Source organism: Patiriisocius marinus, from assembly GCF_008974325.1.
Classification (GTDB): Bacteria; Bacteroidota; Bacteroidia; order Flavobacteriales; family Flavobacteriaceae; genus Patiriisocius; species Patiriisocius marinus.
On record NZ_BKCG01000013.1, the window covers coordinates 1 to 12,942 of the forward strand.

A 12,942-nucleotide genomic window follows, 5' to 3' on the forward strand; every position below is an offset into this window, starting at 1 on the left:
CCATCACAGTCTCCTGCTGCCCATAAATCATATGCGGCTTGCGCTGCTGTTCCTGGTGACATTGGATCTACTTGAACTGTTGGGGTTGTTACACTACAAGAATCAAATGGATCTGTACCATTCATTACCTCTGTTCCGTTGGTCTCTCCGTCTCCATCACAATCTGCGGCTGCCAAATTGCACTAGTTGTATCTGGCACACTACCAGCTGTAAATACACATGGGTTACTAATATCAGGATCTGTTGAATTTGGATCTCCATCGCCATCACAATCAGCAGCTTGCCAGATAGGGTTTGACGTATCTGCAACGCTTCCAGCTGCAAAAACACAAGGGTCATAAGGAGCTACATCCGTTCCATTCGGATCTCCATCACCATCACAATCGGCTGCTTGCCAAATTGGATTTAGTCTGTCTTCATCACCTATAGTTCCATCATCTACACAAGGATTGTAAGGTGCTGGGTCAGTTCCATTAGAAGTACCATCACCATCACAATCTTCTGCTGCCCAAATATCATATGCAGTTTGTTCTGGTGTACCTGGCATAGCAGGATCAACCTGTACTGTACCATTAGTTACACTACAAGGATTAAATGGATTTGTACCATTCAAAATTTCAGTACCATTGGTTTCTCCATCTCCATCACAATCTGCAGCTGCCCACACAACGTAATTCGGGTCACTTGGTCTTGGTGCTGTTGGAACCCCACTAACACTACAAGGATCTGTTGGATCTGAACCATTAGTATCTTCAAAACCATTGGTTTCTCCATCACCATCACAATCGGCTGCTTGCCAGATTGCATTTGATGTATCTGCTGTGCTTCCCACTGCAAAAACACACGGATTATATGGTTCTGTATCTGTTCCATTTGGATCTCCATCGCCATCACAATCTGCGGCTGCCCAAACACTATAGTTAGGATCACCTGCTAAAGGAATTGTAGGAAGACCACTTATACTACAAGGATCTGTTGGGTCTGAACCATTATCATTTTCAAAACCATTTGTTTCTCCATCGCCATCACAATCGGCTGCTTGCCATACTGGATTAGATGTATCAGCAGTACTTCCCGCTGTAAATACACAAGGGTTATTTGGCTCTGAGTCTGTTGCGTTTGAATCTCCATCACCATCACAATCTAACATATTCCATTCAGCACTTGGTGGTAAAGTCATATTTGTGTCTACAAAATCACAAACTTCTGTAGGATCTGTACCATCAATTATTTCTTGCTCATTTGTAACTCCATCGCCATCACAATCAGAAGTAGGCCAATCATTAGTAACAGTAACTGCTGCTGAAACATCTGAACAAGGAGCATCTCCATTTATTGTATAAGTATATACCCCTGAAGGATTAACTGTAGGATCAAACATTCCACCTATTAGGTTTGGACTCCAAGTTCCACCAGAATCAGCAGTACCTAGAGCTGCAAATAAATCTACAGGGTCACAAGTTGCTGTAACAGTTGCATCCGTCCCTGGATTAGCAGTTGGCACAAATGAAACTATCACGGTAAGTAAATCAATACTTTCACAACCAGCTGCATTAGTTTGACTAATTACAACTAAATCATCAGTTAATGCTGTTAATAAAGTTGTAGAAGGTAATGGTACTTTAGGGTCAGCATTGTAATCAGCTAAAGTATCATAATAATTCAATGTCAATGTTTGACCATCTGTAGTAACCTCTAAATCTTCTAAAGTAAGTGTAGCCATATCAGACTCACAAAATTCTTGAAGGGTGTCTCCATTTGGATCCTCTGGTTCTGGACTAACAGTTACTGTAAATTGTAATCTGTCTGCAACATCAGACATACACGTTGAAGGTGCAGCCTCTGCAAAACCTGCATAATACATTACACCATTTGACAAGGCTGTTGTATTTGATAGTACGTTACCCGAACTATCATACCAAACTAGACTTGCGCCAGCAGGTATATTATCTACTACTAAATCACTTAGCGTACTTCCATCAGAAACACAAAACATAGGTGTTACATCTGGAGAAGTAGGAGCATCCAAATCACATAAATAAGTGATTGTAATTGTAGCATTATCACCAGGTAAATTAATGTTTCCGTCGTTATCTCTAATTGTATAATCAATAGGGGTCGGATTCCCAGTGAATGTTGATAAAGGAATAAAGGTTACTTCTCCATTAAATGGATTAAGACTCCAAGTACCCTCACCAGGAACATCAAATCCAGTAACATTTCCGTCAACGACAGTAATTCCTGTTGCACCAGAAGGTATAATTAAACTAACAGAAGTAATATCAACGGTTCCATCTGCATCTGAATCTATTAATGGATTTGGATTATTTGGATCTTGATTGTTAGCAAATAAATCTATTGTAACATTTGAGCCAGCTACATTATCTAAATCATAATCATCTTGTGGTACTGGCGGCACTTTTACATAAGTTATAGTAAGAGTTGCTTCATTTACAGAAGTTAAACCACCTAGATCATTTACCACATAGTTAATTGGAGTTGGATCTGCTGTAAAACCAGTCACAGGCACAAACATTACTTCACCTGTTAAAGACACAGTCCAAGTTCCTTCTCCAGGAACAACTAATGTATCATTGAAACCATCACCATTTGAATCTGTAGCATTTGGATCTACAAAATTAACTGTTGCAGGATCAATTGCATTTGAAGGATCTGCAATAGTGTCGGCTATATCATTATCCCCAATTAATGTGTCCATTGTTACAGGACCTGCTGGATTTAATAAATCTTCATCATCTACAGCTTCAGGACCCATTGGGATACGAATAGTCACTGTAGTTGTACTTGTATTACCGTCTTCGTCTGTTATTGTGTATTCAAAAGACGTTTCACCTGACCAACCCGGTGCAGGTGTAAAGTGCATTGTACCATCAGGATCAACTATAACAGTACCATTAGCTGGTTGCGTATAGCTAGAAACTACAGTATTACCTTCTCCTAAAATATCTTCATCATCGTGATCATCACCAAACCCATCATTGATTCCAAATAAGCTAATATGAATTGATTGATCTATTGCTGTCACAAAATCATCTGGCATGGCTTGTATTGGCGTTCTTAATAAGGCCATTGGAATTTGCGTAGGACCACACATACAGTTCGCATCACTTGGTTCCATTACAAAAACAATACCCGTAGTCTCGTCACATCCTTCTGAACCATTAAACTGGATTGCTTCTGTTAATGAACCATTTGCTGGAATTGCTCCAACTAAATTACCAGTATAAATACTACTCCCCACAGGGTTACCAGATGCATCAGCACAATAGAAATCGTATTCTGCTCCTGCAGGCATATCTAAATCACCTGTATTTTCTATAGTTATTGAAGCAAGTACATAAGCAAACGCAGATGCTGTTTCCGTAAGTACAGCATCTGAAGAATTTAAAGTTGCGGGCGAAGGCTTACGAATTGCTACATCTTGTACTTTACTACCTGTTTGAATTATTGCTTCACTACAACTTACACCTCCATTTGTCGCACAATTAGAACCAGAGCTCTCAATATAATTACTCACCTCAACTGAAGCTGCATCTGAACAAACACCATTTATTGGGGTTACTTCAAAAGAAAATTCAATAGAATCATCATCCATCATCCCTTGAGGATATTGAACTATTAATTCATTTGTCATCTCAGACGATATCATCATTGGATGAGTACCACCACCAGTATTTTGCAATGTACCTGGCACGTAAGACAATCCTGCTGGAATAGTTACTTTAGCAAAATCTTCTGTTCCTGTTACAGCTGCTGGACTTCCATTTATATTTTTAATTGTTGATTTATCAACTACAAGAAAATTAGCACCACACCCATCAATTGGGTCTGCAATAGTAACTTCAGGGAAGGCTCTGTATGGTGATTGCAAACCATCTATTGTAATTCCATTACTCAGTACTCTAGCATTGTCCCCTGACGCTGGTTCACCACAAGCAGCGTTACCATTTATTTTAAAGCCAATAGGTGCGTTAGATTGATAATCGCAAGTAGTTTGTAACATAAAGCGAAGTTGTGCTTTTCTCTCAGTTGTGCTGGAACCAACAGCTCCTGTACCTGGTAAACCTCCATACTCATCCATTGCTGGATTTGAAATATCAACTACATAAGTGGTTCCGTTATCCACAACGGTTCCTGTTATATCATTCCAAGGAAGAGTAGCTAAAGGATATTGCACTTCAACAGAAATAATATCTAAAGCTGAAGTTCCACCAAATGGCTCTAGAGTTGCTATAAAATCAACAACAGTTCCATTTAAACCAGAATTATACTCAAGTGTTATCTCAAAAGGAGTACAATTATCAACTGCAGAAATTGGCTGCACCACAATTTCTTGCTGAACTAAAGCAGAAGCAGGTATTAACGAAATTGTAGCAATTTCTTTATAACAAAAATCTGTAGCCGTTTCATAATCTGCTGGATAGGCATCACAATCATAACCGAGATAAAAATCAACAACATTTACTTCACAAGTATCGTATGATCCTGCAATTCGAATATTTTTTGTAGCTCCAACAGCTACAGAACCTACATTAACATAACTATTACCGGCTGAGTCAATAAAAATATCTGAAATATTATTAACTGGTGTTCCTCCACCAGTACCATCTGCATTAACATCTAAATAAGCATTAGTAACAGTAATTACCCCTGCAGGAACTTTTATCCAATGGTAATCAATTGTTGATCCAGAGGTATTTACAATTTGTAAATCAAAAAATGCTTCTGGTCCATATCCATCTGTACTTGAACCTACTAATGGTTGAAAATTGTATGTAGGTGGTGAATAATTTAAAGTAACCTCCACACCGGCATCTGTATTTCCTGCTGCATTAATTTGGTCATTACTATCTAAACCATCATCCGTAAATACAACGTTTTGGATTCTTGAAAGATCTTCACCATATTTTGATGGATCTGCATATACATTATGTGCCCACGAATACAAATCCATAGTAGTAAACACATCCATAGTAGTTGCTTCCTCTAACTCACAAGTACCCTTAAGAGTAAGTGTTGTTCTATATGATGCAGTTGCTCTTTGATCAGTATCTCTATAATCACTTCCAGCCACTGGAGTTGCTCTCCAATGATTATCATCTTGTTGTACCAATAATAAATCACCATCACTTGCTCTATAAGTTCCAACACTAGTTGATTGGCTAGCATCTAAAACCCTAACCCCATCTGGAACAAAATAGTCTATTTGTTTAATCGCATTAAAGGGTCTATACTCGCCTGGGTGCACGTGTCCAACAGAACCTCTTATATAATTATTATAATCAATAGCTTCAAGTTCATCACAGTTAGCAAAAACCTCATTCTTACCAGCTGTTCGCATGAATGGCCTCGTAAACTCTACTGAATCTCCCCAATCATCACAAGTAAGCTCACCGGTAGTAGTATTTGCATTAGGGTGCGTTGGCTCAATAGTAAAGAAACGCCCTCTGAAACCCATAACATTATAATTATCTGCATAATATGTATCAACTTTGAAATGCCAATCCATTAGTACAAAAAATTCATCGTTATTATCTACAGTTCCTGAATCTAAGGTTGTAATAGCATTAGAAAAGTCAAAATCAGCGATAAAACTATTGACAGCACCAGGAGTTGGATCCGGAATAATTACTGGTGGATCCAAAGTAGTCACAGCAGTAGTTAATCCAGTTGAAGCATCTTTAAAATAAACTTGACCTTCTATAAAAGAAATAGTTTCTTGACCCAAATGTGTAGCACTTGCATCGGGCAAGTCATATTTTTGTCTGAAATGTAAATCATCACCCACAATACCTCCTGCAGAACTATTCATAAATCCTTCAGCCTCTACTCGCATATCATCTCCAGCTAAATATATATCCAACTCGTGAATTGCTGGATCAAGATTTACCAAAGACATCATTGTATCATCCGTATAACCCGGTGTAATTCTATAAGAATCAAATGCCGTAATATTTGGCCCTTGACAAGGGTCACAATTATGTAATAATATTGGTAAGAAATTATCGCAATGGACTTCATTTGTTTTACAAATATTTCCTAAAGAATCGTACCAATTATATGTTGTTTTGTAAGGGATAACAATAGGGTTTGTAACTCCACAATAGGCTATTAAAGGAAAACGCACAAATTTATCTGTAGTACCAGCTCCACCTAAACGATTAGAATACCCTTCTTGTAAATCTGTAGTTGTATAAGTCACAACGCCAGACACTGGATCTTGAGAAAAGGCAGAATCTGCTCCTGGCGCTAAAACAACACCAGCTGGAACTTCTATCGAAACAACCATTTCGTTATCTGCGTTAGTATTTAATATTGCATGCCCATTATGTTTATAATCCGTTCCTGCATTAATAAAATAAGGGTTAATTGCCACTTCAAATACAGCACCGTCCGTTGTATCTGTATCTTGCTCTCTTAAAGTAGGAACTTGATAATCTCTTGCTAAGTTACCATATCCTAAATCAGTACCAGAAATTCTAGAAACATCACACTGCGTTCTAGCAATTGCATTCAAATATATATGCTCCCAATCTTGTAATCTATCATCACCAGACGAACACATAAATTGATCATCATCCACAAAAGTTATATCATATTCTAAAATAACAGTATGTCCTGGTGCGATATCATCAAAATATATATCATTATCTAAATTAGAAAAACCAGCATTGGGTCCATCAGGGTCTGCAGTTAAGGTATCTTCCGCTAACATTTGAGTATCACCCGAAGGTTGGTAAGCAGCACTAACAGGTTGCCATCCCGATATATTCCCAGACACATCTGTTCCACCTATTCTAAAGTTAGTAAATATCTTCTGATCATAGTAACCACTTGACCAACGGTTATTATTATTGTAATCTATATTTAACAGTTGATTATTTGACCCCAAACCAAAAGATAACCTAACATCTTTTGCCCAAGCTGCAGGTCCTACACCGGTGTTAGTAATTTCTACACGTACTGTATTAGATCCACAAAGCTCTCTTGGATTATCAACAACATTAAAAACCAATGTTGGTAAATCACCTCCAAAAAGAACAGAACCAACAACTGGATCAGATAAAAAACAATCCCATCCTGATTTGTGTGTTACATTTGTGTCTGCGGTTGAATTACCACAAGATGCTAAACTAAATCTTTCTGTAAATACTAAATCTTCACCATCATCAAAAATACCATCACCATTTTCAAACATTCCATTTCCAGTACCAAATGCCATATTTGGATCTGTCATATTAAACCTAAACACTAGTGGGTTTGCGTTAGGATCATCTGGAGTAAGTGGAGTTGTTAAATCTAAATAAAACAACTGATAATTTAATATATCATCACCAAGAAATACTTCATGATACGCCTCTACAACACCTGAATTACCTGCGTTTATATCAACAACTTCTCTTTCATGCACTCCTCCTACTACAGCAGGTAGTGATAAAATAGGTCCATCAACTTGTAAGGAAGGCGCTACTAAATTATAAGTTCCAGAATTAGGATTAGTATCTTCACCAGATCCTAAACCTCCAGAATAAGATAACGCTACATAATCTTTGAAAGTACCCTCTGCCTCAGAATGCTCAACTGCTAAACAATTTGCAGTACGCTGAAATATAAAATTTACAAACTCACCAACACCCCAATTTACTGCTGCGGCACCTTTGTTAATTTCAAATACTGGATTTGTAGAATTCACAGGCATTACATCAGCTATTGTGTAAGCTCCCGCAGCACTAGTACTTTGACCTACTATACTGGCAGTTCCAGTTATATAAGTTACCCCTGGAGGCAAATTAATTGTTACTTGAACTGAATTTGTACCTGACCCTAATGCAGTTATACCAATCTCATTGAAAGCTTCATTTCCAGAACCAATTCCAACATCTGGATCTATTGGAGTAGCTGTTGAAGAAGATGGTTGGTAAAGCACTTCGAAATCGCTATTTGCATAATCTTGGGCAAATATTGAAGTAACAAAACTTAAGGTGGTTAATAATAAAAGTAAGAAACTCCTTTTCCCCAATATTACCATTGAAGTTAATTTGTTTCTTAAAACGAAAGGAAGCGTAATTTTTCCCATAAATTTTGGTTTATTTAAGTAATTCTGTTGAATCAAATACTTTAATACTTTGACATAATTAGGGTCAAAATATAATTCATAAAATTAAGTTAAATAATAAAGTCAAAAAAAATATTTTGTTTATAACTTTTGTATTTCGATGAAACACAAATATGGTCGGCCAAAACACCTTATCTATCGTTAGTTAGTGCGTTTTATCGGAATATTAAGGCCTCTTGACGCCAAAATTGAAGGAAAAATAGCCAATTTTCATATCAATTATGTCGACAAAACGTCAATTGTAGAGGTTGTGACAAAAAAAATGACAACTTATTAAAATAATTTGTTTTTTCGGAATATCTACAAAAAGACATGAATAGACGTTTAAAAGAAAATAGTTAAGAATCCTTGCTAATGATTGAAACAAAATTAAAATGCTCTTAAAACGCATTAAAATCAGCTGAATTGAATAGTTTTTTATTATGATATTTTAAAAATCAATAGAAATATCAAATAATAATGCAATGATTAAAATCGGTTAATAAAATACTATTGAAAGTAATTAAGAAAAATATATACATAAAAAAAAAGCCGAATCTTTCGATTCGGCTTTTAACATTGTACTGAAGACGGGACTTGAACCCGTACGGACATTACTGCCCACTGGATTTTAAGTCCAGCGTGTCTACCAATTCCACCACTTCAGCGATTATACAGCTACAATTAAGTAACCAGGTAGTTTACAGAGCGAAAAACGGGATTTGAACCCGCGACCTCCACCTTGGCAAGGTGGCGCTCTACCAGCTGAGCTATTTTCGCAAATTATATCTATTTAGAATAGATAATTTTTAAGAACGTGCTTCGTTGCTAAAGCGGATGCAAATTTAAAAATATTACATCAATTGCAAAGCGTTTTTGGAACTTTTTTAAAGATATTTTTAAGATTATTTCTAACGCTATGATAACCAAATAAATACCTTTAATAATAAATTACAGTTAATATTTCAAGTACATCCTATAGTTAGAATCTAGTATAAGTATTCTAAAAAATCCTTATAACAAAACTCTAAAACTTACTTTTCACCTTTTACTTTAGCATTTCTATGTAACATACGTTTCATTTCGTTCAATTTCATTAATGCCTCTACAGGTGTTAGAGTATCAATGTCTATTTCAGAAATCTCATCACGTAATTCTTCTAAAAGTGGATCATCGAGGTTAAAGAAACTTAACTGCATTTCTTCTTCCGAAATTTTCTTCATTTGATCACTTAACTCTTCTGATGAATGACTTTTCTCTAAGCGTTTTAAAATTTTATTTGCTCTATTAATAACAGCTTGTGGCATTCCTGCCATTTTTGCTACATGAATTCCAAATGAATGATGTGAACCACCCGGAACCAATTTCCGAAGAAATAAAACATCGTCTTTTAATTCTTTCACAGAAACATTGTAATTTTTAATACGCTTAAATGTTTCGGTCATTTCATTAATTTCATGATAATGTGTTGCAAATAGCACTTTTGCGTGACTAGGATGTTCATGTAAGTACTCGCTAATTGCCCAAGCAATTGAAATACCATCATAGGTACTTGTACCTCTACCTATTTCATCAAGTAAAACCAAGCTACGCTCGCTTATGTTATTAAGTATACTTGCCGTCTCGTTCATTTCTACCATAAAAGTAGATTCGCCCATACTAATATTATCACTAGCTCCTACTCTTGTAAATATTTTATCTACCATTCCCATACGAACACTACGTGCAGGAACATAACTACCCATTTGAGCTAGCAATACAATTAAAGCTGTTTGTCTAAGTATAGCACTCTTACCACTCATGTTAGGACCCGTAATCATAATAATTTGCTGATTTTCTCTATCTAGCATTACATCATTACTAATAAACGGAGCATCTGGAGGTAATTGTTTTTCTATAACTGGATGACGTCCTTCTTTAATTTCAAGATCAGTTGATTCATCAAATAATGGTCTCGTATAATTTGCATCCTTGGCTTGGGTTGTAAAAGAACAAAGACAATCCATTTCTGCGATTAATGATGCATTTTGTTGAACAGGACCTATATATTGCAACATCCATTGCACCAGTTTTGAGAATATCTCCTGTTCTAAAGCTGAGATTTTTTCTTCAGCTCCAAGTATTTTAGTTTCGTATTCTTTTAATTCTTCAGTTATATATCTTTCTGCATTAACAAGGGTTTGTTTTCTAATCCACTCCTCAGGTACTTTATCTTTATGCGTGTTCCTCACCTCTATGTAATAGCCAAATACATTATTACTTGCTATTTTTAATGAAGTAATACCTGTTCGCTCCGTTTCGCGAGCTAGCATTTGATTAAGATATTCTTTACCTCCATTTGCAATTGACCTCAGCTCATCTAATTCTGGATGAAAACCTAAAGCTATAGCATTTCCTTTTAAAATATTTACAGGCGATTCTTCATTTAAAGTCTCTTTAATTTTATCCCTAAGCACTTCGCACTCCTGCAATTGCTCTCCTATAATTTTCAAAGATTCATTAGTAGCAGTTTCAGCTAAAGTTTTAATGGGAACAATTGCTTCAAGCGAATTTTTAAGTTGAATAACCTCGCGCGGACTTATTTTACCTGTAGCAACTTTAGAAATTAATCTTTCTAAGTCTCCTATTCTTTTAATATTGGTTTTAACTTTATCTAAAACTTGAGTTTCTTCAATTAAATAACTCACAACTTCATGGCGTCGCTTAATAGTTTCCACATTTTTAAGTGGCAATGCCATCCATCGTTTTAACATGCGACCACCCATGGGTGAAATCGTTTTATCTATAACATCTAATAATGTAACAGCATTTTGCTGATTACTATGATAAAGTTCTAAGTTTCGAATTGTGAAACGATCCATCCATACATACTCATCTTCAGCAATGCGTGACACTTTAGTAATATGCTGCAGTTTATTATGCTGTGTTTCGCTTAAATAATGTAACGCAGCTCCACTTGCAATAACACCTTGCTCAAGATGATCAATCCCAAAACCTTTTAAACTGATGGTGTCAAATTGCTTATTTAACGTCTCATCTGCATAGTCTTTTTGAAATACCCAATCTTCTAAATGAAAAACATGAAAATTATCGCCAAATGTTTCTGAAAACAACTTTCTTTTTTGCTTACTAAAAAGCACTTCACTAGGATTAAAATTCTGTAATAGCTTGTCAATGTATTCTGCATTTCCTTCAGAAGTTAAAAATTCACCTGTTGAAATATCCAGGAATGACACCCCAATTTTATTTCCACTAGCGTTTTTAGTACCCTTTGAAGCACCAAAATGAACGGCAGCTAAAAAGTTATTTGATTTAGACTGTAATATATCATCATTCAAAGCCACACCAGGGGTTACTAATTCAGTCACACCTCGCTTGACAATTGTTTTAGTCATTTTAGGATCTTCAAGCTGATCGCATATTGCTACACGACAACCCGCCATTACTAATTTAGGCAAGTATGTATTTAAAGAATGATGAGGGAAACCTGCTAGTTCCGTCTGTTCCCCTCCATTGTTTCTTGCCGTTAAAGTAATGTTTAGGATTCCCGAAGCCTTAACTGCATCCTCCCCAAATGTTTCATAAAAATCACCCACACGAAACAATAAAAGTGCATCGGGATATTTCACCTTTATGGTGTTGTATTGCTTCATTAAAGGAGTGACTTTCTTTGGCTTGCTCATATTTTTGTTCCGCTAAATTACAACGGTTTAACTATTATTAATGAGCTATAAAAATAGTTAAACCCTTAAAATTTCCGAAGCCATACTACAAAGGAGTTATACACTATATCTTGCTGAAATTGCAGATTTATTAACAATAAGGATTTCTAAGTACAACACATTAAAATAGAGACGATGCAATAGCTCGTATATTATCACTTTTACCCATCGAGTAATAGTGCAGCACAGGCACACCTGCAGCGATAAGCTCCTTGCTTTGTTGTATACACCAAGCAACACCTAACTCCCTAACAGCCTTATTGTCTTTGCATTTTACAACATCGGCAATTAACTCGTCTGGTAATTCTAAACTAAAACGGTGTGGTATTAAATTGAGTTGTTTCTTTGTTGCAAGTGGTTTTAAACCAGGAATTATTGGAACCGTTATTCCCGCAGCTCTGCATTTATCTACAAATGAAAAATACTTGGCATTGTTAAAAAACATCTGTGTAACAATATATGTTGCTCCTTTATCAATTTTCTTTTTTAAAAAATGAATATCACTATCAAGGCTTGGAGCTTCCAGATGTTTGTCTGGATAGCCTGCAACGCCTATACAGAAATCTGTTTGAGCCTGATTTTCAATTTCTGCATCTAAGTATTTCCCCATATTTAATTCTGAAATTTGCTGCACCAAATCTCCGGCATAGGAATGTCCATCTCTTTCTGGGGTAAAATAGGTTTCACTTTTAACCGCATCTCCTCTCAAAGCCATTACATTATCAATACCTAAAAACCCAAGGTCTATTAAAAAATTTTCAGTGTCTTCTTTTGAAAAGCCTCCACATAAAATATGTGGTATTGCATCTACTTGGTATTTATTTTGTATTGCAGCACAAATACCAACCGTTCCTGGGCGTTTTCGTACTATCTTTTTTTGCAGCAGCCCATTCTCTAATTCCTTATAAACATACTCTTCTCTGTGGTATGTAACATCAACAAACGGTGGTTTAAATTCCATCAATGGATCCATTTGATCAAATATTTGCGTAATATTTTGCCCCTTTAATGGCGGTAATATTTCAAATGAAAATTGCGTCTTTCCGTTTGCGTTATTAATATGTTCTATAACTTTCATTATTAATAGTATTTAAAAGAATTGTT

At 36.0% G+C, this 12,942-nt stretch carries 3 protein-coding genes and 2 tRNA genes; all 5 read right to left on the reverse strand.

All coding sequences use genetic code 11. The features are described 5' to 3' along the window. Positions 1–124: 124 nt before the first annotated feature. Entirely contained in the window at positions 125–8,098 is a 7,974-nt protein-coding gene (locus tag GBH57_RS15385) for a cadherin-like domain-containing protein (RefSeq protein WP_151675392.1), read from the reverse strand. Between the two features lie 600 nt (positions 8,099–8,698). Continuing rightward, positions 8,699–8,784, reverse strand: a tRNA-Leu gene (locus GBH57_RS15390). A 39-nt stretch (positions 8,785–8,823) separates the two neighbouring features. After that, positions 8,824–8,896 (reverse strand) — tRNA-Gly (locus GBH57_RS15395). Between the two features lie 254 nt (positions 8,897–9,150). Further along, positions 9,151–11,799, reverse strand: coding sequence for a DNA mismatch repair protein MutS (gene mutS, locus GBH57_RS15400; RefSeq protein WP_151675393.1), 2,649 nt, complete (start codon positions 11,797–11,799; stop codon positions 9,151–9,153). Between the two features lie 160 nt (positions 11,800–11,959). After that, positions 11,960–12,916 carry a methylenetetrahydrofolate reductase [NAD(P)H] gene (gene metF, locus GBH57_RS15405; protein WP_151675394.1) on the reverse strand — a complete coding sequence of 319 codons (957 nt, stop codon included), beginning with the start codon at positions 12,914–12,916 and terminating at the stop codon, positions 11,960–11,962. Positions 12,917–12,942 lie beyond the last annotated feature (26 nt).

What these genes read in the sequence shown, in the direction of transcription:
- metF (WP_151675394.1), bottom strand. Translation starts at nt 12,916, where the DNA reads ATGAAAGTTATAGAACATATTAATAACGCAAACGGAAAGACGCAATTT.
- mutS (WP_151675393.1), bottom strand. Translation starts at nt 11,799, where the DNA reads ATGAGCAAGCCAAAGAAAGTCACTCCTTTAATGAAGCAATACAACACC.
- GBH57_RS15385 (WP_151675392.1), bottom strand. Translation starts at nt 8,098, where the DNA reads ATGGGAAAAATTACGCTTCCTTTCGTTTTAAGAAACAAATTAACTTCA.